The organism is Amycolatopsis sp. NBC_00348 (assembly GCF_036114655.1).
In the GTDB taxonomy this organism is placed as follows: Bacteria; Actinomycetota; Actinomycetes; order Mycobacteriales; family Pseudonocardiaceae; genus Amycolatopsis.
The window spans coordinates 2,052,087-2,075,634 of sequence record NZ_CP107994.1 but is presented as its reverse complement, the minus strand read 5'-3'; the positions used below and the strand labels follow the sequence as shown (position 1 = coordinate 2,075,634).

Below are 23,548 nucleotides of genomic sequence, written 5' to 3'. Positions count from 1 at the left end.
TGCAGAAACTGATATCGATGTTAGTCAAGCAAACTGGTGACGGCTTGGCAAGGTACAGTGCAGTCCGTGGAAGCGACTGTCGAAGAACTCAAGGCGCTCGGACACCCGGTCCGCTGGCGCATCCTGCGGCTGTGCCTGAACCGCTCACTGACCAACAAGCAGCTGTCGGTCGAGCTCGACCTCGCTCCCGCGACCACGCTGCGGCACATCCGCGCCCTGGTGAAGACGAACTTCTTGGCCGCCGAACCGGTGTGCACCGGGGAAAACGGCGCACTGCAGCGGCCCTACCGCGCGACCGCGCGCACCTGGGGGCTGACGATCATGCCCGACGACGCCGGCCTGGGCCAGCAGGTGGACCTGGCCGTGCTCGGCGCCCACCGCGCCGAACTGATCGCCGCCGGAAAGGACTCCGGCCGCGGCGCCAAGCGGGGCGTCCTCCGGTTGCGACCGGAGTCCGTCGACTCGCTCCGCCGCCGGATGCAGGAACTGATCGCCGAGTACACCGACGAACCCGACGGCGAACCGCTGAGCTACCTGTGGTCGCTCGCCGCCCAGGCGCAACTCGACCACGCCCCACGGAAGAGTGACGACAACGCCGATTGACCGATAGGCGTGCCCGATGGTTGACTGATTTCGTTCCGCCACCGGACGAAGACGACTGTCGGTCGCGTCCACTCTCACTTGGCACAGCACAGGTTCCGCGGCCGTCACCCGCGCCGCAGGATCCGATGGCGTGGGCCGCCGAGCATTTCGGCAGCCCCCGCCCGAAGACTACGACAATGGGAAGAATTGAAGGAAGATCTTCCGGGCTCGTTTCCCGGCGGACCTTCCGCAAGAAAGGGCATGGAATGAAGATTGTCATCGCCGGCGGCCACGGCAAGATCGCCCTGCGATTGACTCGGCAGCTCGCCGGCCGCGGCGACTCGGTCCTGGGCATCGTGCGCAATCCCCGGCACGTCGCCGACGTCGAACGAGCCGGCGGGGAAGCCGTCGTGCTCGACCTCGAGCACGCCGGTGTGGACGAGGTGGCCGCCACCCTGGCCGGCGCGGACGTCGCCGTCTTCTCGGCCGGCTCGGGCAACGCCGCCACCGCCGCGCGCCGCGACCGGATGGACCGGGCCGCCGTGGTGCTGGTCATGGACGCGGCGGAACAGGCTGGTGTGCGGCGGTTCCTGCACGTCAGCTCGATCAACGTGGGCTGTGCCGACGACCCCGGCATCGGCGAGGGGTATGCCGTCTACCTGCAGGCCAAGCGCGCCGCCGAACAGCACATCTTCGATCGCGACAAGCTCGACTGGACGGTGCTGCGGCCCGGCGTGCTCGCCGACGGCGACGGCGACGGCACCGTCGAACTCACCGCCGGGAACCCGATCGCGCCGAAGCGCGCCCGGTTCGACCAGGTCGCCCGGGAAGACGTCGCCGCCGTGCTCGTGGAGCTCATCGACCGGCCCGGCACCGCCGGCCGGATCTACGTGGTGGTCGGCGGCGATACCCCCATCGAGAAGGCGATCGACGTCTAGCGCGAAGCTGCCGGCGACCTGCCGCGCAGCCGAGTCCTGGGGAGGCTTCCGTGATCACCGTCCACTCGATCGACGACCGGGCAACGGTTCTGCGCAAGGCATTCGCGTGCTTTCCCAGCGGCGTGACGGCCCTGTGCGCGTTGTCCGGCGGCGAACCGGCCGGGATGGCCGTCAGCTCGTTCACCTCGGTGTCCTTGGACCCCGCGCTGTTGTCGGTGTGCGTGCGGAACGCCTCGGCCACCTGGCCGGCCCTGCGAGCCTCCCCGCGCCTCGGTCTCAGCGTCCTGGGCGAGCACCAGGCCGCGGCGGGCCGCAGGCTCGCCGCGAAGACCGGCGACCGGTTCGCCGGCGTGGACTGGCAGGCGAGCGACGACGGTGCCCTGTTCGTCCTCGGCGCCTCGGCCTGGTTCGACTGTTCGATCCAGGCCGAGGTGCCGGCCGGCGACCACACGGTCGTGTTCCTGGAGGTCCACGGGCTGCACGCGGACCCCGACGTCCCACCACTGGTCTTCCACGGCAGCCGGTTCCGCCGCCTCGAGACCGACGAGCTCGCAGTGGGGGCGTCATGAGTGCCGATCCTGTGGGCGAATTTCGTTGGCGCGGCCGGTCATACTGAAAGTCATGCAAGCCGGAAGAATGGCCGACGGCACGCATTGACCCGCACAAGGCGCTCTACCGGCACGCGCACACGGTTCTGTCCGACCCAGCCGGGCCGGCCTGGCTGACCACCCTGGCGGCCCACCCGAACAGCATGTCCGACCCCGCCGCCACCATCGTGGAGGCCGCCCTGGAAGGCCTCACCGCACAGTCGTCGGACGAGGTGTTCGACCGGCTGGTCACGCTGCTGAACATCGATCGGGCCTGGATCAGCCGCTACGCCGCCCAGCGCATCGCCGAGACCAGCGACCCGAGACGGCTGGACGTCCTGGCCGACGCACTGGGCCAGGTACATCCCAGCGCCGTACACGACATCACCCGCGCACTGAGCCGGGTCGGTGACCCGCGGATCGCGCCGGTGCTGATCGAGCACCTCCGCCACCGCCGCCCGGGCCGCTTCGCGGCCGCGGAAGTCCTCGGCAACCTGCGCGTCGCCGAGGCCACCGGCCCGCTCATCGACATCCTGCGCGAGTCCGGCGCCGACGCGTTGCCCGTGGTGGAAGCGCTGGGCAAGCTCGAAGCACTGGAGGCCGCGCCGGCGATCGTCTCGCTGCTCGACCACAGTTCGCCCGACGTTCGCACGAGCGCCCTGCTGGCACTGAACCGGATCGGCGGGCCGCTGGCGACGCCCGCCGCCCTCAAGGCCGCCGACGACGTCCACCCCGTCGTCCGGGCCCGGGCCTTCCGCGTACTGGCCAAGCACGGCGACCACCGCGCGCTCGGCCGGTTGGCCGCCGCCTGCGACGGCCGGCACGTCCACACCGCGCTCACCGGCCTGGTCCGCCTGGCCGACGACTCGCTCGCGCCCACCTTGGTACGGGTCCTGCTGATCACCGGCGAACGGCGTGTCCGCAAACTTGCCGGACGGATCCTCGCCCGCATCGACACGGGGTACCACCTGCCCGGCCACGATCCCGACCCGCTCGTCCGCCGCGTCATCGTCTGGGTCATCGGCCAACGAGCCGACCCGGCCTACCTGTGGACGCTGACCAATGCGCTCAAGGACGAGGACGAGCTGGTCCGATCCCGCGCCGCCGCGGCACTCGGGCGGATCACCCACGAGAAGGCGCTCCCGCTGCTGACCGAGGCACTACGCGACCCCAGGCCACGCGTCCGGGCCAACGCAGCGACCGCGCTGGGCCGAACCGCCCCGGACGGCCTGCGTTTCCTCCTCGCCGACGCCCTGGCCGACCCGCACCTGGCGGTCCGGTCCGCCGCCTCCGCGGCACTGCGAGCGACCGCTCACTGACTTGTCCTCCGTGGATGGTCAGCTCAGTCACGCTTCATCCAAGTCTCCTCGATGCGGTCGCCCAGGTAGCGATGTTGGATCTGGCCGCAGCGTCCCTTTTGGACGGTTGCCGACTGCGCCTCCTCCGTCGACACCCTCGGCATCGGCACGTGCGCGACCCGGGGGCTTCGATTCCGAACAGCCCTGCCGTGACGTCGGTACCGCCGAAAGCGCATTCCGCGGCACCCGTCGTCGAACGCGGAATGCGATTCACGCAGTCACGTGTCCGGTACTGGCCACCCCCGGCAGGCTCGCCGTCGATGATCAGCCCGGCTGGCGGATGCGCCGCATCGGCAGTCGTACCAACACATTCCCGCGCCGTGGCAGCACTGACCGGAATCGCCTCGGTTAAAACTGCTCCTTTTCGGTGAACAATTTTACGTCCTTCCGTGATGCCCGGGCGATTGCCGTCGAAATCCTCGACTTCCCGGCGAATGCGCACGTCCGCGCGGCCCCGGTGTCCTGCCGGACAGAAATTCACAAAGCAGCCACCGCGGGCTACGATCGCTTGACTGGGGTGGTTGTCCGAGCATGTCCGTTATCTCACTCGTCGTTTTGGCCGGCCACCGGAATGGGGGAATTTGTCATGCTCTTCCACGTCTTGGGCCCGCTCGAAGTCTCCGGTTCGCGCAAGCCGGTGAGCCTGAGCGCCGGCCGCCAGCAGGTCGTCCTCGCCGTCCTGCTGCTGGAGGCCAACCGTCTGGTCCCGGTGCACCGGCTGGTCGACGCCGTGTGGTCGGACGCGCCGCCGTCCACCGCGCGCGGGCAGATCCACACCTGCGTGTCCGGGTTGCGCCGCCGGTTCGAGACGGCGGGGCTGGGCGGGCGCATCGGCACGCGGCGGCCGGGTTACCTGCTGCGGGTCTCCGACGACGAACTCGACCTGCACCGGTTCGACCGTCTCGTCGCCGAAGGACGCACGGCCGCCTCCGCGGGCCGGCCGGCCGAGGCGGCGCAACGGTTCCGGAGCGCGCTCGGGCTCTGGCGCGGCGACGCCCCGTTGAGCGGCATCGAAAGCGACCTCCTGCGCGCGGCCGTCACGAGCCTGACCGAGCGCCGGCTGAGCGTCATCGAGGAGTGCCACGCCGTCGAACTCGCCCAAGGCCGCCACCACGAGCTGGTCGATCAGCTGCTGCCGCTGGCGGAACGCCATCCCCTGCGCGAACAGCTGCACCACCAGCTGATGCTGGCGCTGCACCGCTGCCGGCGGCCCGGCGACGCGCTCGCCGCCTACCGGGCCATCCGCCGGAGGTTCGTCGCCGAGCTCGGCATCGAGCCGAGCGGCGCGCTGCGCGACCTGCACGACTCGATCCTGCGCAACGACACCGCCCTGGATCCCCCGCCCGCGCCGCGGGCCACCGCCGTCCCCGCGGCCGCGGCGCCGATGGTTCCCCGCATGCTGCCGGCCGGCAACCCGTACCTGACCGGCCGCGACGACGTCGTCACCGCGGTCGCCGGTCTGCTCCGCGGCAGCGGCACGGGCGGGGTGGCCACGGCGGTGCTCGCCGGCCGCGCCGGGGTCGGGAAGACCGCGCTGGCCGTGCACATCGCGCACCGGGTCGCGCCCGGGTTCCCCGACGGCCAGCTCTACGCGCGGCTGGACGACGAGCACGGCGAGCCGGTCCGGCCCGAGGCCGTGCTCGAACGGCTGCTGCGGGTGCTCGGCGTGCCCGCGGCGGCCGGGAGCCGCGACGAGCTGGCCGCGCGGCTGCGCAGCGCGCTCGCGGGCCGGCGGATCCTCGTGGTGCTCGACGGCGCCGTCGACGAAGCGCAGGTGCTGTCCCTGCTGCCCGGCTCCGCCACCTGCGGCGTGCTCGTGACCAGCCGGCACCGGCTCACCGGGCTGTCCGGCGCGAAAGTGGTCGAGCTGGCGGAGCTCACCATCCAGCACGCCACCGAACTGCTCATCCACCTGCTGGGCATCGCCCGCGTCTCCGCCGAGCCCGCCGCCACGTTCGACCTGATCGAACTGTGCGGCGGCCTGCCCCTCGCGTTGCGCATCGCCGGTGAGCGGCTGGCCGCGCGGCCGCACTGGAGCATCGCGGAGCTGACCGAGCGCCTCGGCGACGGGCAGCGGCACCTCGACGAGCTGAGCCACGGGCCGCTCGACGTCCGCCCCGGCATCGCCACCGCCTGTGCCCGGGTGGGCCCGTCCGCGCAACGGCTGTTCCGCCTGCTCACCCTGGTCGACGGGGAGCACTTCCCGACGTGGGTCGCCGGGCCGCTGCTCGGCGACCCGGGCCGGGCGGCGGGCGACGACCTGGAGGCGCTGGTCGACGCGCAGCTCGTCGCCGTCGACCGCCGCTCCGGGCCCAGTACCCACTACCGGATCCCGAAGCTGCTGCGCAGCTACGCCCGCGAACTGCTCGTCCGCAAGGAAACCCCGGCGACCCGGGCGGCCGCCTCGAGCCGGCTGCTCGGGGCCTGGCTGCACCTGGCCGAACAGGCGCACAGCCGCGCGGTGGGCCACTCGGTCCCCGTGCTGCACGGCGACGCCGAGCGGTGGCCGCTGCCCGTGCCGCTCGCCGACCAGCTGCTCCGCCACCCGCTGGAGTGGTTCGAGACGGAGCGCGCCGGCGTGGTCCGCGCCGTCGGGCAGGCCGCCGACCTCGGTTCCGCCGAGCTGTGCTGGGACCTCGCGGTCACGCTGGCCGGGCTGATGCGGGCTCGCGATCACCTGGAGGACTGGCGCGAGACGCACACCACCGCGCTCGCCGCCTGCCGCCAGGCCGGCGACCGCCGCGGCGAGGCCGTGATCCTGTACTCCCTGGGGACGCTCGACATGGTCGAGCAGCGCTACGACGAGGCGTCCGGCCGGCTGGCCCTGGCCTTGCGCGCGTTCGAAGAAATCGGTGACGACAAGGGGCGGACGCTGTGCCTGCGCGGTGTCGCGTTCCTCAGCCGGGTCGGGTCGGAGCCGTTGCTCGGCGGGCGTGCCACGCGCTGAGCAGCAGGCCGCCCGCGCACAGCAGTTCCGCGACGACCAGGCAGACCCGGCTCCCGATCGCCGCGACGGTCGCCGCGGGCACCGGCAGCACCGACCCCAGCGCGGCGATGATCACCAGCTCCCGCACGCCCGCGCCGTCGGGGAGCACCAGGGTCAGCGCCCCGGCGGCCGACGCGAAGGCGTACCCCCCGACCGCGGCCGCCAGCGCCGGCCCGGGCGGCGCGCCCAGCGCGAACGCGAGCAACCACAGGTGCAGGCCGCCCACGAGCCACGCGGCGGTCTGCACCAGCACCGCCTGGCGCAGCAGGCGCGGCTCCGGCCGGTCCGCCAGTGGAGCGCGCCGGAGCAGCCGGGCCGCCCGATCGGTCAGCCGCAGCACGGTTTCCGGCCGCCACAGCACGTACGCGCCGAGCAGCAGCGGCACCACCAGCCAGGGCCAGGACGCGCCCAGCACCAGCGGTGCGACCAGCAGGCCGACCGCCGTCGCCGAGAGCAGGTTGATCACGGCGACCAGCAGGTAGGCGGCGACGACCCGGCCCGCGTCGACGCCGGTCCGGCGGCCGGTGTGGGCCGCGGCCAGTGCCTGCCACCACGGCCCCGGCAGGTACGTGCCGGCGATCGCCGCGAAGCAGATCCGGGCCCCGGTGGCGAACCCCAGCGGGCTGCCGAGGGACGCCAGCACCCGCCGCCAGGTCTGCACGCCCAGCAGCAGCCACGCGGCGAGCGCGAGCAGCGCCAGCACCAGGCACCACTTGGCGGCGGGCCGGGCGAGCAGCCCGGCGATCTCCGCGCTGTGCCCGGCGACGACGGTGGCCGCGCCCACCGCGACGGCCGAGAGGAACGCCGCCACCAGGACCTTCCGCAGCACCGCGCGGACCGGGCCGGTCATCGCGCGGACCCGCACGGCAGGGACACGGTCAGGTCCTGGGCCTGGTGGTCGGACAGCCGCGGGTTCGGCCGGAACGCGTACCGCGCGACGTCCACCTCGCCCCGGGTGAACACCCAGTCGAGCCGCCACAGCCGGGGCATCCCCCATCCCGTGTCCGCCAGCGGGAACGACGACGGCAGCGGGGCGCCCTCGGTGAGGTCCCGGGCTTCGACGCCGTCGCCGAGCGGGATGAGGCTGCCCATCCACGGCGAGTTGAAGTCGCCCGCCACGAGCAGGGGGTTGCGGTTGCCCGCCAGGTCCGCGCGCAGGGCGCCCAGCTCGGTCTGGACGCGGTCGTACTGCCCGTGCGCGAACGAGTAGAACCGGCCGGTGAACGGGCTGAGCCGGGTGTCCACCGGCTGCGGCAGGTGCACGTTGTACAGCGAGAACACGCACCCGCCGACCCGGACGTCGGTGCGCTGCGCCTTGTTGCCGTGCCAGTACCAGGAGTCGGGCTCCGGGCCGTCGCGCCGCGGGTGCGTCCCCACGACCGGCAGCCGCGACAGCGTGACCAGCTCGCCCTCGACGTTCACCTGGTAACCCGGGAACCGGGCGCGCAGCGTGGGTTCGTCGTCGAGCCGGACGGGCCCGTTGTTCCAGTGCAGGTGCTCGCCGAGCAGGTAGACGTCGGCGTTCTGCTGCTTCAGGTACGCGTAGAACGCGTCCGTGCCGTCGCCGCCGCGGAAGTCCTTGTACCCGGTCCCGGACTCCCAGTAGCCGGTGTTCCAGCTGAAGATCCGCAGCACCGGCGCACCCGGCCGCGGCGCGGTACCCGGGCCGGCCCCGCCGAACCCGGCCAGCGGGGTGCCCGCCACCAGCACGGCGACGAGCACCAACGCCGTCCACCGCGGCCGCGGCCGGACGGACGCGGCGAGGAGCAGCAACAGCAGCGGGACGACGAACAACAGCAGCGGCGGAACGGGTTCGACGAACATCCACAGCCACCAGCGCCCGGTGAGCAGCACGTGCGCGGCGAAGAACAGCACCCACAGCACGGTGGCGGCCCGGAGCGTGCGGCTCAGTCGCCGCCGTGGCGGTGCGGGGGTTTCGGTGTCCACAGGGGACACGACTTCGGTCATGTCGGCACCTCGCGTGAGTCGTTACGGGGACAGGAGACCGGCGGCGGCCAGCGCCACCACGCTCAGCACGCCGCTGCCGAGCAGCACCCGGTCGCGCAGCAGCCCGCGGGCCGGATCCGCGCCGCCGCCCTGCACGAGCACCACGTGCAGGTAGCGGCACAGCCCGAACAGCACCGGCAGCAGGACCGCGGCCAGCACCAGGTCGGCCCGCGCACCCCAGCGTTCGTGGGCGAAGAACAGGAACACCACGACGGTGAGCCCGGCGGCGAGCACGAGCAGCTGGTCGAGGAAGGCGGCCGAATAACCGCGCAGCACCGGGCGGCGCAGCGCTTCGGGCAGGTCCAGCTCGCGCCGCCGCTTGCCCAGCACGGGCAGGAAGCAGAGCAGGAACACGCACAGCAGCAACCAGCCCGACGGCCGTACGCCCGTGGCCAGGTACCCGGCCAGCACACGCAACGCGAACCCGGCGGCGACCGCGAACACCTCGGCCACCGGCACGTGCTTGAGCCACCGGCTGTAGGCGGCGTTCAGCGCGACGTACGCGCCGAGCGGCGCGAACAGCACCGGCAGCGTGACCGCGGTGGCCACCACGAGGACCACGAACAGCGCGGCCCCGAGGGCCACCGCCGTCCGGACCGGTACCCGCCCGGCGGCGATCGGCCGGTGCCGTTTCGCCGGGTGAGCCCGGTCGTACCCGGCGTCGGCGACGTCGTTGCCGACGTAGACGACCGCGGAGGCGAGGACGAACAGCCCCACCGCCCCGGCCAGCGCCGCCGGCCGGGGCCACGTCCACGCCGCCGGGTGCAGCAGGACCAGCGGGACGACGAGCAGGCTCTTGGGCCACTGCCCCGGCCGGACCAGCGTGAGGAGATCCCGCAGGGCGGTTCGCGAACGAACCGCCACCGCGCGCGATTGCAGGGAGTACATCCGGCGCCTCCCCCGTCAGAAGAAGACCTTGGCGAGTTTCAGTGCGCCCTGACGCCAGGGCTCACGGCTGGTCACGCCCTGCGCCACCGGCGTCTGGACGCGGTTGGACCGCCACCACGTGAAGGCTTCGAGCAGGGCCTCGGAGTTCGACAGCCGCGGCACGAACCCGAGGCGGCGCGCGGCCTTCTCGGTGCTGACGAACGAATCGTCGAGCAGCTTGTGCAGCAGCCGGCCGTAGACCGGCGACAGCTTCCAGCGTTCGAGCAGCCCGAGCACCGCGACGGCGGGCCGCGCCGGGATCGGCACGACGTGCTTGCCGTGCCCGGCCGCGTCGAGCACGGCCTGGAAGTCCTGCCGGATCGTGCCGAAGCGGTCTGCCGCGATGTTGTAGGTGTCGTCGGCGATCTCGCGCGGCGCCACCAGCGCGGTGACCACGGCCGTCACGAGGTCGTCCAGGCCCAGCATCTGGATGCGGACGTCGCCGCGGCCGAGCACCGGGAAGTGCCGCCCTTCCGCCGCCCACTCGAACAGCATCGCGAACAGGCCCATCCGGCCCGTGCCCACGAACGTCTTGGGCCGCAGGACGGTCAGGCACAGCCCGTCGGCGCGCAGCCGCCCGGCGAGCTCCTCGGCCTCGGCCTTCGCCGCACCGTAGGTGTCGACCGGCTCGCACGGGTGGCTTTCGGGCGTCGGCACCGTCTTGGGCAGGCCGTAGACCGACGTCGACGAGATGTGCACGGCCCGGGTGACGCCCGCGGAAACCGCCGTCCCCAGCACGTTCCGCGCGCCGCCGACGATGATCGAGCGGATCTCGTCGGCCGGGTAGCTCGGCAGTGCCGCGGCGCAGTGCACCACGGCGCCGGCGCCGGTCATCGCGTCGGCGATCACCCGGGGATCCCGGACGTCGCCGATGTGGTGGCGCAGCCCGGGCGCGGCCGGGATGTCACGCAGGTCGACGCTGTGCACGCGGCAGCCCTCGTCGAGCAGCCGCTGGACCAGGCGCGAGCCCAGCACTCCGGCGGCGCCGGTGACGACGACGGTCGCGGGCAGGTTGGAAGTCACCACAGCCGGCTCACCTTCTCCTGGACGAAACGGGTCAGCAAACGGGACATGCCTTGGTCCAGCACGGCGTCGAGGGCGTCGAGGAAGCGCTCGACGTCGGCGTCGGCGGTCACGAGCGGCGGGCTCACCACGAGCGGGCTCCGGCCGTTGAGCGTGTAGTAGGTGTAGATGTCGTGGTCGCGGTAGAGCGCGTCGATCACCGCGCACGTGATGAGCTTGGTCCGCAGCAACGGGTCCTTCGCCAGGGAAACGGGCGCCAGCTTGCCGATCAGGTCGAGCAGCTTCGGCCCGCCGGCGAGGAACACGCCGTGCAGCGCGCCGGCGCCGCGGACGTCGGCGACCTCGTCCGGGTGCGCCTTCCGGATCCGCTCGAGCCCGGGACCGAGCAGGTCCCCGAGGTGGCGCGCGCGGGCCGGGAAGTCGTCGGTCACCGCGATCTCGACGGCTTCCAGCGCGGTCACGGCCTCTTCGCCGAAGCCGTAGTAGGTCGTGCTCGTGCTCTGCAGCAGGGCGTCCCGCATGCTGTCGTAGGCCTTGCGGAACACCGGTTCGCGCGCCACGAACGCCGAGATCGAGGACTTGCCGCCGCCGAAAGACTTCGACGTCGTCACGACGTCCGGCACGAGCCCGGGGTGGCGCATGAAGTAGAACATCGAGCCGGTCTTGCCCCAGCCGGTGTAGATCTCGTCGAAGATCAGGATGATGTCCTCGGCCGTGCACAGCTCCCGGAGCCCGTGCAGGAACTCCGCGGAACAGTGGTTCATCGTCGACGCGCTGAACGGCTCGATGAGGAGCGCGTAGACGTCGCAGCCGCCACCGGGCCGTCGGGCCGCGGCGATCGCGTCGCGCACGGAGTCGAGGTCGCCGTAGCGGAACGTGCCGATGCCGGGGATGGTCGGGAAGGCGAACTGGTCCGGCGCGCCGCCGGTGAGCCCGCCCGAGCCGAGCAGCTTGCCGTGGAAGGCGATGTCCGCGCGCAGCACGCGGCCCCGCTTGCCGCGGTGGTACTTGTAGGCGAGCTTCACCGCGCCTTCCACCGCCTCGGCGCCGGAGTTGGGGAAGAACGACATGCTCAGGTCGGCCGGCAGGACCTGGGCGATGTTGTGGCCGAGCGCCGCCAGGTACGGCGAGAAGTAGGTCTTGTGCACCTCCATCCGGGACTGGTCCTGGAAGCGCTTCCGCGCGGCCACGATCCGGGGGTGGTTGTGCCCGTGGTTGAGCACGCCCACCCCGCCGGTGAAGTCGAGGACGGTGCGCCCGTCCCGGGTGTGCAGGTGGGCGCCCTCGGCGCGGTCGACCAGCTCGCGGCCGAAACCGAACGACGTCATCAGCTTGACCTGCGACTTGTTGACGTACTTGCGATAGAGCTCGTGGACCTCGCCGACGTCGAGCCGTTCGGCCTGCTCCAGGGTGATCAGGTGCGGCATCGATCCCTCCCAGTCGGATTGCGTCAGGAGTTCCGACTCTGGGCGGGGGCTCTCCTCGGCCGCTTCCGCGGACCTCTCACGGCCCGGGTGGTGGTGCGGGATCGCGGTGAGAGGGTTGTGGCAGGCGCCTCGGCTGCACTGGTGAAGCCACTCTTCGCCGAGCAGCTGGAGGTCTGCCATGGGGCAGCTGGTCTCGATCGTCGTGCCGAACCACAACGGCGCCCGCACGCTGCCTCAGTGCCTCTCGGCGCTGTCGGCCCAGACCCACCCGGACCTCGAGGTGATCGTCTCGGACGACGGCAGCACCGACGACTCGGTCGCGGTGGCCCGCGCGCACGGCGCGCACGTCGTCGCCACCGGCGTCAACGGCGGCTGCGGTGTCGCACGCAACGCCGGCCGGGCCCGCGCCCGCGGCGACGTCATCTTCTACGTCGACTCCGACGTCGCCCTCGCCCCGGACGCGGTCGCCACCGCCGTCCGCATCCTCGAAGCCGAGCCGGACACGGGTGCGGTGTGCGGTATCCAGGACCCCGAGCCGCTCGTCGAACCCACCCTGATCGCGCAGTACCGCGGGCTGCAGTACCACTACTGGTCACTCAGCTCCCAGGGCACCGTGTCGTTCCTGTTCCCGTCGCTGTGCGCGATCCCGGCGAAGGTCCACGACGAGATCGGCGGGTTCAACCCGCGGCTCAAGCAGACCGAGGAGGTCGACTTCGGGCACCGGTTGTCGCGGCACTACCGGCTGCGGCTCACCCCCGAGGTGCGCGGGAAGCACGCGCACGACCGGCGCCTGAAGGTGCTGCTGCGCAAGCTCTTCCACCGGGCCCGCCTGCGCATCCCGCTGTACGCCCGGTCCCGGCACTTCGCCACCGGCTTCGAAACGCGGGAGCGGGCGTGGGCGAGCCTGGCCGCCGCGGCGTCGATCCCGGCGTTCGCGGCGGCGTTCGCCGGCCCGTGGGGACTGCTCGCGCCCGGCCTGCTCATCGCCGCCTCGATCGCCGGCGACCGCGGGATGTACGGGTTCGTCCGGCAGCAGCGCGGCCCGGCGTTCACCGTCTTCTTCGCCGGAGTGCACTACCTGGTCAACCTGACGATCGTCGTCGGCGCCGTGGCCGGGGTGACGCAGTGGACGACGTCGCGGGCGTTCCGCCGCCTCTACGAGCAGCCGGCCACCCCCTGAATAGGCCGTTATACGACCCACCCGGCTGCTGGAGCCGGTCCGTCAAGCCGTTGCGTGCTTCTTCGTGCTCGCTCGGCGGGACGGATCCGTCAGGCGGTGCATCATGGTGACGCTGGCCCGGCGGGGCATCAGGCGGCTGAAGGTCGCGCCCATGCGGTTTGATCGGCCGTCGATGGTGCTTGGGCCGGGGTTGCGGCTCTCCAGGTGCAACAACGCGGTGGCGACGACGTTCTCGGGGGTGCGCGCCTTGGCTCCCGCGGTGGCGTCGTCGGTGCCGACGACGGCGTTGAACTCGGTGCTCGTCGCTCCTGGGGACAGAGCGAACGCGATGACTCCGCTGCCGCGCAGCTCGGCCCAGAGCGATTCGGTGAAGCTGAGGACGAACGCCTTCGTCGCTCCGTAGACGGCCATCCGCGGCGTCGGCGTGTAGGCGGCCATGCTGGCGACGTTGATCAGGAAGCCTTGCGCCGCAACGATGTACGGCAGGAACGCGGAGCTCAGCTGGACCGGGGCGGAGACGTCGACCGCGATCTCCTGGGTCAGGCGGGCCGGGTCTTCGCCGGCGAACTCGCCGAACGTGCCGAACCCGGCGTTGTTGATCAGGCTGGTCGCCGTGAGCCCGGCGTCGGCCACCGCCGCTTTCAGGTCCGGGCCGACCGTGGGCGAGGTGAGGTCGAGCGCGATCGCCGTCGCGGTGACCCGGTGCTTCCGCTCCAGTTCGGCGGCCAGCTCCTGAAGGCGGTCCAGCCGGCGCGCCACCAGGATCAGGTTCGCGCCCCGGGCGGCCAGGGCGCGTGCGAACGCGGCGCCGATGCCGGAACTGGCTCCCGTGACGATGACGGTCTGGCTGCGGTAGTCCGGTCGCGGCATCGGGTTCTCCCAGGGGTTGATCGGCCGACTGGCCAAGTCACCGTATGCCCGCCTGGCACTCAGTGTCAACCTGGCGCTCGGTGTATGATCGCGTCCATGGCCAAGCAGGACGACCTCTGGACCCGATCGCGCCAGGCGGCGTACGCGGAGATCACGCGCGTCGCCATGACGTTGTTCCTCGAGCAGGGGTTCGACGGGACGACGATCGATCAGATCGCGGCGACCGCGGGCATCTCGCGGCGCTCGTTCTTCCGCTACTTCGGGACGAAGGAAGACATCGTCCTCGGCGATCTGGCGAACCAGGGCGCGCTCGTGCGCGACATCCTGGAGAGCATCCCCGTGTCGGTGCCGCCCTGGGAGGCGCTGCGGGAAGCGCTCTGGCGCGTCGACGGCGAAGGGCTGCAGTCCGAAGTGGGGCTCAAGATCGCCAAGATGATGTACGACACCCCGTCGCTGAGGGCGCGCAGCATCGAGAAGCACCTTCAGTGGCAGGAGCAGCTCGTCCCGAACATCCGGCTACGGCTCGGCGTCGACGCCGGCGACGCGACCGACCCGGCGGCCGACGCGATCGTCGCCAGCGCCATCGCCTGCCTGGACGTCGCCGGCCAGATCTGGGCGAAGTCCGACGGTGCCGCCGACCTCGCCGAGCTGTACGACCGCGCGGTGGGCGCCGTGGGAAATCCCCGTTGAGCCGTCGGGCTTTCCGGGCCGGCTCACCGTCCGTGAAGTGCCGACCCGCCAGGGAAACACCGTCGGCGATCCGGTCCACCTTTCGTGCGACTGCCCGATACCGGCCGCCGGTCCTAGAGTTCTGAACCATGACCACCGCCCTGAGGACCGAGCACGAAGTCCAGCGATTCGAGAAGTGGGACGCCAACGGGGACGGCGTCATCGATCGCACCGACTACGACGCGGAAGCCCGCCGCATCGTCGAGGCCTTCGGTGAAACAACGACCAGCGACCGCGGCCGGGCCGTCCGCGACGCCCTGCTCGCGATGTACCAACGCCAGGCCGAAGCCGCGGGCGTCGGCCCGAACGGCGCCATGAACCAGGAGCAGTACCTCTCCGCCAACCGCGAACTGATGTACGAACGCGGCGACAGCGGGTTCGAAGACCTGCTCCGCCCGACCATCGCCGCCATCGCCGACCTGTGCGACACCGACCGCGACGGGTACGTGAGCAAGGTGGAACTGCGCCGCTGGCTCGGTCCGGCGGTCGGGTTGAGCGACGCCGACTCCGACGCCACGTTCGACCGCATCGACCTCGACGGCGACGGCCGCCTCACCGTGGACGAACTCGTCATCGCCGTCCGCGAGTTCCACTACGGACGGTCGGACATCCGGCTGCTCGGCTGACCCGCCCCGTCCGGGCTCAGGGCAACGGCTTCGCGGGGTAGATCCGCAGCCGCTGGGCCGGCATGTCGTACGTCCCCGGCCCCGGCAGGCCGGGGACCAGCAGCGCGTCGCCCCGCAGCGGGAGTTCGAAGGCGTCGCCGGGATCGGGCTCCAGGGTGGCGATCGACTTGTCCGTCCAGGCCTGGGCCGGCGCGCCGCTCGTGAGCCGGTAGCCGGTCACCTTGCGCAGCTCCGACAGCGGCGGGTCGGCGTAACCGTCGTTGCGCAGGAGATAACCGCCTGGGCGGGCGACGACCGAGCCCGGCACGATCGGCATGCCACCCGCGGTGAGCACGTGCAGCGACGGGCCGCCGCGCTTCCAGCTGTCGGTGGGGTCGCCCTGGCGCTCGGCCAGCGTCTTCTTGAGCACCTGGACCGAGCCCGCGTGGTCGAGGCAGATCTCGACGCCCACGGTGGTGTTCGCGTCGACCTCGAACAACCGCTCCCGGACCAGCTCCTTCTCGGCGTAGGCCGCCTGCAGCTCGGCGGTCTTCCCCACCGCGAAGGCCATCGGGATGCCGTCGAGCCCCGACGGCAACCGCTTCTCGATGCGCCTCGCCTCACCGGTGCCGACGCCGCCACGCATGTGCCACACGGAGTTGTAGAAGGTGCGCTGCCCGTGGACCATCGTGTCGGAGTGCCACAGCACCGAGCCCGGCACGATCAGCCAGTTCTTGAGACGCACCGCGTGGAACATCCGGTCCAGGGCGTCCCAGGTGGCCAGGTACTCCTCGGTGGAGTAGGTGTGGTGGGTGGCCGGGTCGGCCGGCCGGAAGTAGAACTCCGGCGCCACGAACACCTTCAGCGTCGACGGATCGTCGGTGTCGCGGACGTTCATCTGCGCGATGTGCACCACCGCGGCCAGCCGCCGGAGCCGGACGAACCAGTCGGCCGTCGTCCCGCGCGGGCCCGCCACCGGGATGTCGGGGATCGCGTCGCACAGGCCGCCGGGCGGCAGTCCGGCGAGCGTCGGCCCGGCGACGTCGGTGCGGTTGGTCGCCGTCGGCACTTCGTAGGCGATGTACCGGAAATGGGTGTACGGCACGGGACAAGCCCTCCCTCGACGGCGAACCGGTCACCGACGTTACCGGTTCGCCGCCGGCCTGACTCTCGACCGATCGGTGCTTTCCGGCCCGGGCGCGGTCAGTCATTTCCGGACCACGGCAACGGTCGCGGCCTGGCAATGCCGGGTACCGGCACTGTCGACGGATTGTCGACGGCGAGTGGCACCGTCAGGGGGTGAGCGGCACATCCGCAGGGGAAAGCCAATGTGCACGCCCCTCGCTCAGAGCCCTTGCCGCATCACGACATTCACCTGGCAGCAATCCACGATCCGGAGGATCACCGTGAAATTTCGCAGACTTCCCATCGCAGCCGCGGCCGTCGGCGCGGTGACCGTGCTCGGCGCCGGAGTCCTGGTCACCACCCAGGCCGACGCCGCGGACAGCAGCATCAGTTTCGCCATGGTCCGGTCGGGCGTGGCCGCCAACGCCAACTGCCTCGCGGCGGCCACCGCGAAAGTACGGGTGGTGACGCACGGACAGAACGAAACCATGACCCTGCGCGCGACCGGACTGCCGCCCGACACCGATTTCGACCTGTTCATCACCCAGGTACCGAACGCGCCGTTCGGCGTGTCGTGGTACCAGAGCGACCTGGAATCCGGCGACGACGGCACCGCGTCGGTCTCCGTGATCGGCCGGTTCAACGTCGAGACCTTCGCGGTGGCACCGAACACCGCACCGGCGCCGGTGGTCCACCCCCAGGACGCGGCGAGCAATCCGGCCTTCGCGCCGATTCACACCTTCCACGTCGGCTTCTGGTTCAACTCGCCCGCCGACGCCGTCAAGGCGGGCTGCCCCGGCACGGTCACCCCGTTCAACGGCGAACACAACGCCGGAGTCCAGGCCATGAGCACCCGCAACTTCGCCGATGACAACGGGCCCCTGCGCCAGCTCGTGTCCTGAGCAGTATCGCGAGCCGGCAGGCCGCCGGAGGGACGGGCCGCTTGCACCGTTCAGCTCGAGGGACGGGTTGCCTGCACGAAAGTGATCCGGCCGAGCCGGTGGTCGGCGTGCGCAATCTCCCTGGCGTCACCGAACCCGGCGGTTTTCAGCAGCGTGACGACGCCATTGCCACGGGCCACGGCCGGGTTCCGCGCTCCCCGATGACGTAGAACACGGGGCAGGTGCCGAAGGGCCCGGCCGTGGCCATGGCCGTGTGTGGGGGCGCCGGCGAAGTCGGCGATCGTGGCCCGCCCGCCCGGTCGGAGCGCGCGAAACGCGTTGCGTGCGAACGCCACCCGCCCGTCGTCGTCGAGGTGGTGCAGGGCCAACGACGAGATCACGTGGTCGAGCGACACGTCTTCGGCGGGGATCCGGTCGGCGTATCCCTGAACGAGCGTCAGGGATACGCCCCGGCGGCGGGCCTTGCGCATGCCCCGGCGCAGGGCGTCTCCGTCGGGATCAAGACCGGTCACCCGGGCACCCGGCTGGGACGCGAGCACCGCCAGCGACAGGTTGGCCGTGCCGCAGCCGACGTCGACCACCGCCTGCCCGGACTCGATGCCGGCAAGATCGGCCAGCCGCTCGTGCAACGCTCCGACGCCGGCGAACCGCGTGAAGACGTCGTAGAACGGGAGAAGCCAGGTCTTCCTCATGCCCGGCAGGAACGAGCGGTCCCGCTCCTGCGGGGTGCGCTGATCGAAGAACCGTACGTCCGTCGTGGCCATGGAGTGCTCCCTGCGCGGTCGGTGTCGTCTGCCTCCAGTCTTGGACATCCTGTGGTTCCGCGGCGGGAGGTACGTTGGCCGGCGTGGGACATTCTTCGGGTGGTGACGCGTCACGGCACTCCGCGGTGCTGCGCACGGTGCGACCCGACGGAACGCCGGTCTACCGCCACCGGCAGCGGCCCGGCGTGCCGCCGGTCTCGGTGGTCCGCTTCGACACCGAAGACGCCCACGCCCACCTTCCGCCGGACCACCGGCACGCCCACGACTTCCTCGTCCTGGTCTACGTCGAGGAAGGCACCGGCTCGTTCGCCGTCGACGGCACCGAACGGCCGCTGCGGGCCGGCGAGGTCCACGCCGTGCCTCCCGGGCAGGTCATCGGCGTCGCCGCCGTCACCGAACTCGCCCGCAGCCGCGCGTGGTCGGTCGCGTTCACGCCGGACGCCGTCCCCGCGCTGGCCTCGGTCTCCCCGCTGGCCTGGGCCCACCACCCGCTGCTCGCCCTGTTCGCCCCCGGCGCGGCGCCCGGCCGGGTCGCCGGGCCAGACCGGGCGAGCTGGTCGGCGTGGCTGGCGGACCTGGCCGGGGAGCTGGCCGACCCGGACCGGCTCGGCGCCCACGAGGCCGTCGCCGCGCTGCTGACCCGGCTCCTGGTCGCGGCCGCGCGACTGGCACCGTCCGCTCCGAGCGCGCCGGATCCGCTCACCGAACGGGTCTTCGCCGAGATCGAAGCGACGTTCCGGGAACCGGTCTCCGCCGCGGACGTCGCCCGCGCGCTCGGCTACACCCCAGGACACCTCACGACCGTGCTCCGCAAGCGCACCGGCCGCCCCCTGCTCGAGTGGATCACCGAACGGCGCATGACCGAGGTCCGGCGCATGCTGCGCGAAACCGACCTGCCGCTCGACGCCATCGCCACCCGGACCGGCCTGCGTGACGCCACCTACCTCGTCCGCCGCTTCCGCGACCGCTACGGCATCACCCCGCAGCGCTGGCGTCACGCCCAGCGGGCTTGGCCCTGACCATCGATCGTCGCGGGAAAGGGCTTTCTCGACGAGATCGTCACCACGCACTGGCAGGTACCGGCTACGTGGCAGACCCGCACCGGATCGGCCGGCGAGAACTCCCCGTGTCCCTCTCCCCCGAAATCTATCCTGATGAGGTCGGGTGAAAGCGGGTCGAGCACCGTTCCACGCCGGACTCGCCGGCTGCCGGTCGCCGGGTCGGGCTCGCTGAACACCAGCACCCGGTCGCCCGGGGCGAAATGGTTCCAGCAACCGCCGTTGAGGGTGCTCCAGACGGCCGTGAACGCCTGCTGGACCGTCGTGACGTCCGCACCCAGCGCCGCCGCCAACCGCAGCAGGACGGTCTTCGGCGGGGGTGCGATCGGCCGGCCGGTCGCCTCCGGCGTGACCCACGACTGCAAGTAGCGGGCGGGCATTCCGGCACTGTCGGAGATCGTCTGCACCGACCACTCCGGCCGGTAGCGCTCGAAGAGTTCCGCGATGCGCGACTCGGACTTCACGGCTCCTCCTGGGCGTCGGTACGCCACCCACCCTACACATACTTGTTGGTCGACACGCAAGTTACTTAACCACGGACCTAGGAGAACTGCGGGGCGGGATGGCCGCGGAGGCGGTCGTGAGTGGGAAACAGGGCTAGAACACTGTTTCCCGCTCACGACCCCGCGCCGCCGGTTGGTCTGGGTGGGCTCAGCGGAACCAGCCGCCGCCGCGGGTGGCTGGGCTTCGGGGTGCTATCGGCAGTGATCCCTGGCTCGGGGGCCACAGCGTCGTCGCCGGGATGTGGCGTAGCCGGCTTCGCAACGTGTTCAGCGGGAGCGGGCGGCGGCGGGTCAGCATCGTCGTCGTGCGGGGGTGCAGGTCGACGAACGGGTACGTCGCGTGCAGGGCCGCCAGCCGGCGTTCCAGGCGGAGGCTGCGGTCGGTCAGCTCGTCCGGGCCCACCACCGGCTGCACCACCAGGAACTCGCCCGGGCCCAGGCGCACCGCACGGTCCAGCGGGCGCAGGCCGTCACGGAGCAGGTCCGCGATGTTCTGCTCGGTGTGCATCCGGATCCGGTTGCCGTGGCGGCGTTCCACCGTGGTCAGGTCGTCGACCGTCACCAGCACCAAGCCGAGTGGCACCGTGTCCGTCGGGTCGCCGAGCCACGGCGTGATGCCCGCCAGCGTCGCCAGCCCCGTCTCCGCGTCGACCGGTCCCGCGGCCACCGGCGACAGCGCCTCCAGCCGCGACGCCACGTGCCGCAGCGCGGCCTCCGCCCGGCTTTCGACGTCGACGGCCGCCGGCGCGGCCACTGACGCGAGGACTTCGCCGACCTTGTGCCGCACCGCGGGCGGCAGGCGGTCGCCCAGCGCGTCGCGCAGCCGGACGATCTCCGCGTACGCCTCGTCGCGGCGCAGGCCCCAGCGGCCGCGGAACAGCCGCGCCGACTCGACCGACGTCGCCCGCGGGTCGACCTCGTCGAGGTCCTGCGCCACCACGGACGCGCCGAACGTCGGCGACAGGACCGCGACCGACCACTCGCGCGCCATGGGCTCGTCCGGGCGCAGCAGCACCGGGGTGACGCCGTGGGGCAGGTCCGGGCGGCCCGAGTCGACCATGCCGACGACCGTGACCGCCGCAGTGCGCGCGATCCGCGCGTACACCTCGCGCTCCCGCTCGAAGTACGGCAGCCGCTGGAAGAGCGCGAACACCACGGTGTCCGCGCCGGTGCCTTCGGCCAGCGCCGCGCGTTCGACCGCGTGGGACGCGGTCACCAGCGCGCGTTTGGACAGCACGCCGGCGCGGGCCGAGGACACGTCGGGCATCGGGGATCGCTCTCGCCGGGGGAAGGGAGACAACCACCGTAGAAGAACTCGCCGTGACCGGCTAGCCACACAATGGAGTGAACGTCAGCCGGGCCCGGCGGCGTAGGAACGCAGGATTTCCGTGGTGGCGCCCAGAAAACGCGCGACGCTCTCGGCGTGGTCCGGTTCGAGGCCTTCGGTGAGCGCGGTGATCGCGTCGACGAGCGGTGCCAGCGCCGCCCGGACTTCGGCGCGCGCCGGGTCGGTGACGGTGAGCGTGATCCGGCGCCGGTCGCTCGGGTGCGGGCCGCGGCGGACGTGCCCGGCGGCTTCGAGGCGGTCGACGAGCACGGTGGCCGACGCCGAGCGGATCCGGAGCGCGTGCGCGAGGTCGACGGTGCCCATCGGGCCGCCGCCCGCCAGGTGCTGCAGGGCCTGCACGTCGGTCGGGCCGAGCGCGAGCCGCCGGGCGAGGGCCTGCTGCACGTCGTGCGCGAGCGCCAGGAGTTCCCGCAGGGCGAGGTTCACCCGCAACGCGACGGAGCTGTCTTCCACCCGGCCATCCTAGGGGTCGCTAGACAATCTAGCGAATGTTGCTAGATTGTCTAGCGACCCCGACGAGAGGCACCTCCGTGGACATCCGTGCGATGAACGCCGAAATGGCGGCGAAGCTGAGCGACGCCCCCGCCGAGACGCCGCCCGAAGGCGGGTACGCGCTGCGCGTGGTCGAGACGCGCGGCCGCAGCACCGGCACGCCGCGCCAGGTCCCGCTCGCGGTGGTCGCCCGGTCCGGGCGGCACTACCTCGTCTCCCCGGTCCGCGACCGCGACTGGGTCGCCAACCTCGCCGGGACGCCGGAGTGCGCGCTGCTGTCGGCGGCCGGACGTCAGGAGTGCCACGCCGAGGAGGCGAGCGGCGCGGAGGCGGCCGAGGTCGTCGCGACGTACCTGGCGGCCATGTCGGTGCCGTGGGCGATCAAGGCGTTCCCCGTCGCGCAGGACGCGACCCCCGCCCAGATCCGCGAGCACCTGCCGGCCATGGCGGTCTTCCGCTTGTCGGACAAGGACAAGCGGTGAATGTCGCCGTCGTCGGCGGCGGTCCCGGCGGGCTGGTGCTCGGCTACCTGCTCGCCCGGGCCGGCGTCGAGGTCACCGTCCTCGAGTCGCACGCCGGCTTCGACCGCGACTTCCGCGGCGACTCCCTGCACCCGTACACCCTCGAACTGCTCGACCGGCTGGGCCTGGCCGACGACCTCCTCGAACTCGACCACTTCAAGGCGCGTTCGTTCCGCTTCCACACCCCGGGCGGGGTGTACAGCTGCGCCGACTACGACCGCCTCCCGACGCCGTTCGGCTACGTCGCGCTGATGCCGCAGGTGCGGTTCCTCGACTTCCTCGCCGAGCGCGCGAGCGCGCTGCCGACGTTCACCCTGCGGACGAGCGCCAAGGTCACCGGGCTCCTGGAGGACGACGCCGGGACCGTGACCGGCGTCCGCTACCGGGGCGGCGAGCTGACGGCGTCGCTCGTCGTCGGCGCCGACGGCCGGTTCTCCACGGTGCGCCGCCTGGCCGGGCTGCCGGCGAAGTCGCTGGGCGCCACGACGGACCTGCTCTGGTTCCGGCTGCCGCGCTCCCCGGCCGACCCGGGCGACGCCGACCTCGACCTGTACTTCGGGCGCGACGCCTACGTCGGCGTCCTCGGTGGCGTCCACGACTGGCAGGTCGGTTACAGCATCGAGAAGGGCTCCTACGCGGCGCTGCGCGAAGGCGGTGTCGAGCCGATCCGCGCGTTCCTGCGGGAGCGCGTGCCGTGGCTCGCCGACCGGGCGCACCTGCTCACCGACTTCACGCAGACCACGCTGCTGTCGGTGGACATCTCCCGCGTCGAGCGCTGGCACCGGCCGGGCCTGCTGCTGCTCGGCGACGCCGCGCACGTCATCTCCCCGGTCGGCGGCAACGGGATCCTGATGGCCATCCAGGACGCCGTCGCGGCGGCGAACCGGCTGGTCCCGGCGTTGCGCCGAGGGGAAACCCCGGACCTGGCCGCGGTGCAGGCCGACCGGATCCGGGCGATCGAACGCGTCCAGGCCGACCAGGTGCGCGTCGAACGGCGGTCCGCCGCGGCCCGCGCCCGCGGCAAGAGCGCGGCACCGCCGGGATTCCTGCGGGCGCTGTTCGCGATCCCGGCGCTGCGCACCCGCGGCGCGCGCGGCAACGCCTACGGCCCGTACCCGCCGGAACTCGACGAGTCCGTCCTGGCTCAGCGGCTTTCGTCGTAGGACGCCCAGCCGCCCTGGCTCTCGGCCGCGTCGACGTCGGCGTCCGCCGTCGCCGCGTGGGTCATCGCCGCGACGGTCTGCTCGAGGCCCTTCTGGACTTCACCGCCGTCGGCTTCGCGGACGCTGTGCAGCGTGACGGTGATCTCGGCCGACGCCGCTCCGGCGTCCGCGACGCGCAGCTCGCCGTGGTAGTCGTCCGGGCCCTCGGCACCCCAGGTCAGCGTGCGCGTGGCCGCGTCCGTGTGCAGCCACGCCTCGCTCTCGACGCGGTGACCGTGCACCTCGGCTTCGACGTGCACGCTCTCGCCACCGGTCGGCTCGGCGACCTTCATCGCCGGGAAGTAGCGCGGCAGGTTCTCCGGGTGGCTGAGGAAGGAGAACAGCTCGTCGGCGGGCAGGTCGGCGGTGGCGGTGTACCGGTACTCGGTCATCGGGGCTCCTCGGGGCGTTCGC

24 protein-coding genes are annotated in these 23,548 nt (G+C 72.2%); 12 read left to right on the top strand and 12 right to left on the bottom strand.

The annotated features are described in order from the left end of the window. Positions 1 to 66: 66 nt before the first annotated feature. The 5 genes from OHS58_RS09315 to OHS58_RS09295 all read left to right on the top strand — a co-directional run bounded on the left by OHS58_RS09315 (position 67) and on the right by OHS58_RS09295 (position 6,412). The gene (locus OHS58_RS09315) at positions 67 to 603 is read left to right on the top strand and encodes an ArsR/SmtB family transcription factor (RefSeq protein ID WP_326950209.1); all 537 of its coding nucleotides are present in this window, start codon (positions 67 to 69) and stop codon (positions 601 to 603) included. Positions 604 to 848: 245 nt separating this feature from the next. Continuing rightward, positions 849 to 1,520: an NAD(P)H-binding protein gene (locus OHS58_RS09310; protein ID WP_328647908.1), complete on the top strand. Its 672-nt coding sequence runs from the start codon at positions 849 to 851 to the stop codon at positions 1,518 to 1,520. A 50-nt stretch (positions 1,521 to 1,570) separates the two neighbouring features. Further along, positions 1,571 to 2,089 (top strand): flavin reductase family protein, encoded by a 519-nt coding sequence (locus OHS58_RS09305; RefSeq protein ID WP_326952815.1) that lies wholly within the window; start codon positions 1,571 to 1,573, stop codon positions 2,087 to 2,089. Between the two features lie 182 nt (positions 2,090 to 2,271). Further along, entirely contained in the window at positions 2,272 to 3,426 is a 1,155-nt protein-coding gene (locus OHS58_RS09300; RefSeq protein WP_328647907.1) for a HEAT repeat domain-containing protein, read from the top strand. Positions 3,427 to 4,051: 625 nt separating this feature from the next. Further along, the gene (locus OHS58_RS09295; RefSeq protein WP_328647906.1) at positions 4,052 to 6,412 is read left to right on the top strand and encodes an AfsR/SARP family transcriptional regulator; all 2,361 of its coding nucleotides are present in this window, start codon (positions 4,052 to 4,054) and stop codon (positions 6,410 to 6,412) included. Here the strand turns inward: OHS58_RS09295 and OHS58_RS09290 are convergent. The 5 genes from OHS58_RS09290 to OHS58_RS09270 are packed head-to-tail and all read right to left on the bottom strand — an operon-like array spanning position 6,363 to position 11,835. After that, positions 6,363 to 7,301, bottom strand: a complete 939-nt coding sequence (locus tag OHS58_RS09290; protein WP_328647905.1) for a lysylphosphatidylglycerol synthase domain-containing protein — start codon at positions 7,299 to 7,301, stop codon at positions 6,363 to 6,365. The genes OHS58_RS09295 and OHS58_RS09290 overlap by 50 nt on opposite strands. Then, entirely contained in the window at positions 7,298 to 8,419 is a 1,122-nt protein-coding gene (locus OHS58_RS09285; RefSeq protein WP_326952811.1) for an endonuclease/exonuclease/phosphatase family protein, read from the bottom strand. The genes OHS58_RS09290 and OHS58_RS09285 overlap by 4 nt, the downstream gene beginning before the upstream one ends. A gap of 21 nt (positions 8,420 to 8,440) precedes the next feature. Further along, a complete protein-coding gene (locus OHS58_RS09280) occupies positions 8,441 to 9,346 on the bottom strand; it encodes a UbiA prenyltransferase family protein (protein WP_328647904.1) in 906 nt (301 codons plus the stop codon). Between the two features lie 15 nt (positions 9,347 to 9,361). After that, complete coding sequence (locus OHS58_RS09275; protein ID WP_326952809.1) at positions 9,362 to 10,411, bottom strand: NAD-dependent epimerase/dehydratase family protein; 1,050 nt, start codon at positions 10,409 to 10,411, stop codon at positions 9,362 to 9,364. Next, positions 10,405 to 11,835: an aspartate aminotransferase family protein gene (locus tag OHS58_RS09270; RefSeq protein WP_328647903.1), complete on the bottom strand. Its 1,431-nt coding sequence runs from the start codon at positions 11,833 to 11,835 to the stop codon at positions 10,405 to 10,407. Before OHS58_RS09270 ends, OHS58_RS09275 begins: the two co-directional genes overlap by 7 nt. 178 nt (positions 11,836 to 12,013) lie before the next feature. Between OHS58_RS09270 and OHS58_RS09265 the strand changes: the two genes are divergently transcribed. Next, the gene (locus OHS58_RS09265; RefSeq protein ID WP_328647902.1) at positions 12,014 to 13,015 is read left to right on the top strand and encodes a glycosyltransferase family 2 protein; all 1,002 of its coding nucleotides are present in this window, start codon (positions 12,014 to 12,016) and stop codon (positions 13,013 to 13,015) included. A 42-nt stretch (positions 13,016 to 13,057) separates the two neighbouring features. Here OHS58_RS09265 and OHS58_RS09260 read toward each other — a convergent pair whose 3' ends face one another. Next, the gene (locus OHS58_RS09260; RefSeq protein ID WP_328647901.1) at positions 13,058 to 13,885 is read right to left on the bottom strand and encodes an SDR family NAD(P)-dependent oxidoreductase; all 828 of its coding nucleotides are present in this window, start codon (positions 13,883 to 13,885) and stop codon (positions 13,058 to 13,060) included. A 96-nt stretch (positions 13,886 to 13,981) separates the two neighbouring features. Between OHS58_RS09260 and OHS58_RS09255 the strand changes: the two genes are divergently transcribed. Together OHS58_RS09255 and OHS58_RS09250 are read left to right on the top strand one after the other, a co-directional pair. Continuing rightward, complete coding sequence (locus tag OHS58_RS09255) at positions 13,982 to 14,575, top strand: TetR family transcriptional regulator (protein ID WP_328647900.1); 594 nt, start codon at positions 13,982 to 13,984, stop codon at positions 14,573 to 14,575. 128 nt (positions 14,576 to 14,703) lie between these two features. Further along, positions 14,704 to 15,240 (top strand): EF-hand domain-containing protein, encoded by a 537-nt coding sequence (locus OHS58_RS09250; protein WP_326952804.1) that lies wholly within the window; start codon positions 14,704 to 14,706, stop codon positions 15,238 to 15,240. Between the two features lie 16 nt (positions 15,241 to 15,256). Here the strand turns inward: OHS58_RS09250 and OHS58_RS09245 are convergent, their stop codons facing one another. Continuing rightward, the gene (locus tag OHS58_RS09245; RefSeq protein WP_328647899.1) at positions 15,257 to 16,324 is read right to left on the bottom strand and encodes a hypothetical protein; all 1,068 of its coding nucleotides are present in this window, start codon (positions 16,322 to 16,324) and stop codon (positions 15,257 to 15,259) included. Positions 16,325 to 16,547: 223 nt separating this feature from the next. Here OHS58_RS09245 and OHS58_RS09240 point away from each other — a divergent pair, with 223 nt between their 5' ends. After that, complete coding sequence (locus tag OHS58_RS09240) at positions 16,548 to 17,246, top strand: hypothetical protein (RefSeq protein WP_328647898.1); 699 nt, start codon at positions 16,548 to 16,550, stop codon at positions 17,244 to 17,246. 50 nt (positions 17,247 to 17,296) lie between these two features. Here OHS58_RS09240 and OHS58_RS09235 read toward each other — a convergent pair whose 3' ends face one another. After that, on the bottom strand, positions 17,297 to 18,010 hold the full coding sequence (locus OHS58_RS09235; RefSeq protein WP_328647897.1) for a class I SAM-dependent methyltransferase: 714 nt from the start codon (positions 18,008 to 18,010) through the stop codon (positions 17,297 to 17,299). Positions 18,011 to 18,093: 83 nt separating this feature from the next. Between OHS58_RS09235 and OHS58_RS09230 the strand changes: the two genes are divergently transcribed. Then, a complete protein-coding gene (locus OHS58_RS09230; RefSeq protein ID WP_328647896.1) occupies positions 18,094 to 19,029 on the top strand; it encodes an AraC family transcriptional regulator in 936 nt (311 codons plus the stop codon). Here the strand turns inward: OHS58_RS09230 and OHS58_RS09225 are convergent. The 3 genes from OHS58_RS09225 to OHS58_RS09215 all read right to left on the bottom strand — a co-directional run bounded on the left by OHS58_RS09225 (position 19,005) and on the right by OHS58_RS09215 (position 21,372). After that, positions 19,005 to 19,475, bottom strand: a complete 471-nt coding sequence (locus OHS58_RS09225; protein ID WP_328647895.1) for a hypothetical protein — start codon at positions 19,473 to 19,475, stop codon at positions 19,005 to 19,007. The two genes, OHS58_RS09230 and OHS58_RS09225, sit on opposite strands and share 25 nt — an antisense overlap. A 244-nt stretch (positions 19,476 to 19,719) precedes the next feature. Then, positions 19,720 to 20,838, bottom strand: coding sequence for a DICT sensory domain-containing protein (locus OHS58_RS09220; protein ID WP_328647894.1), 1,119 nt, complete (start codon positions 20,836 to 20,838; stop codon positions 19,720 to 19,722). Between the two features lie 84 nt (positions 20,839 to 20,922). Further along, a complete protein-coding gene (locus OHS58_RS09215) occupies positions 20,923 to 21,372 on the bottom strand; it encodes a MarR family winged helix-turn-helix transcriptional regulator (RefSeq protein ID WP_326950273.1) in 450 nt (149 codons plus the stop codon). A gap of 77 nt (positions 21,373 to 21,449) precedes the next feature. Here OHS58_RS09215 and OHS58_RS09210 point away from each other — a divergent pair, with 77 nt between their 5' ends. Beyond that, a complete protein-coding gene (locus OHS58_RS09210; protein WP_328647893.1) occupies positions 21,450 to 21,893 on the top strand; it encodes a nitroreductase/quinone reductase family protein in 444 nt (147 codons plus the stop codon). Then, positions 21,890 to 23,095 (top strand): FAD-dependent oxidoreductase, encoded by a 1,206-nt coding sequence (locus OHS58_RS09205; RefSeq protein WP_328647892.1) that lies wholly within the window; start codon positions 21,890 to 21,892, stop codon positions 23,093 to 23,095. Before OHS58_RS09210 ends, OHS58_RS09205 begins: the two co-directional genes overlap by 4 nt. Here OHS58_RS09205 and OHS58_RS09200 read toward each other — a convergent pair. Continuing rightward, on the bottom strand, positions 23,077 to 23,526 hold the full coding sequence (locus tag OHS58_RS09200; RefSeq protein WP_326950276.1) for an SRPBCC family protein: 450 nt from the start codon (positions 23,524 to 23,526) through the stop codon (positions 23,077 to 23,079). The genes OHS58_RS09205 and OHS58_RS09200 overlap by 19 nt on opposite strands. Between the last annotated feature and the right edge of the window lie 22 nt (positions 23,527 to 23,548).

Coding starts and splice junctions, on each gene's coding strand:
- OHS58_RS09310 (WP_328647908.1), top strand. CDS start 849: ATGAAGATTGTCATCGCCGGCGGCCACGGCAAGATCGCCCTGCGATTG.
- OHS58_RS09300 (WP_328647907.1), top strand. CDS start 2,272: ATGTCCGACCCCGCCGCCACCATCGTGGAGGCCGCCCTGGAAGGCCTC.
- OHS58_RS09295 (WP_328647906.1), top strand. CDS start 4,052: ATGCTCTTCCACGTCTTGGGCCCGCTCGAAGTCTCCGGTTCGCGCAAG.
- OHS58_RS09290 (WP_328647905.1), bottom strand. CDS start 7,301: ATGACCGGCCCGGTCCGCGCGGTGCTGCGGAAGGTCCTGGTGGCGGCG.
- OHS58_RS09285 (WP_326952811.1), bottom strand. CDS start 8,419: ATGACCGAAGTCGTGTCCCCTGTGGACACCGAAACCCCCGCACCGCCA.
- OHS58_RS09280 (WP_328647904.1), bottom strand. CDS start 9,346: ATGTACTCCCTGCAATCGCGCGCGGTGGCGGTTCGTTCGCGAACCGCC.
- OHS58_RS09270 (WP_328647903.1), bottom strand. CDS start 11,835: ATGCCGCACCTGATCACCCTGGAGCAGGCCGAACGGCTCGACGTCGGC.
- OHS58_RS09265 (WP_328647902.1), top strand. CDS start 12,014: ATGGGGCAGCTGGTCTCGATCGTCGTGCCGAACCACAACGGCGCCCGC.
- OHS58_RS09260 (WP_328647901.1), bottom strand. CDS start 13,885: ATGCCGCGACCGGACTACCGCAGCCAGACCGTCATCGTCACGGGAGCC.
- OHS58_RS09255 (WP_328647900.1), top strand. CDS start 13,982: ATGGCCAAGCAGGACGACCTCTGGACCCGATCGCGCCAGGCGGCGTAC.
- OHS58_RS09250 (WP_326952804.1), top strand. CDS start 14,704: ATGACCACCGCCCTGAGGACCGAGCACGAAGTCCAGCGATTCGAGAAG.
- OHS58_RS09240 (WP_328647898.1), top strand. CDS start 16,548: ATGTGCACGCCCCTCGCTCAGAGCCCTTGCCGCATCACGACATTCACC.
- OHS58_RS09235 (WP_328647897.1), bottom strand. CDS start 18,010: ATGGCCACGACGGACGTACGGTTCTTCGATCAGCGCACCCCGCAGGAG.
- OHS58_RS09220 (WP_328647894.1), bottom strand. CDS start 20,838: ATGCCCGACGTGTCCTCGGCCCGCGCCGGCGTGCTGTCCAAACGCGCG.
- OHS58_RS09200 (WP_326950276.1), bottom strand. CDS start 23,526: ATGACCGAGTACCGGTACACCGCCACCGCCGACCTGCCCGCCGACGAG.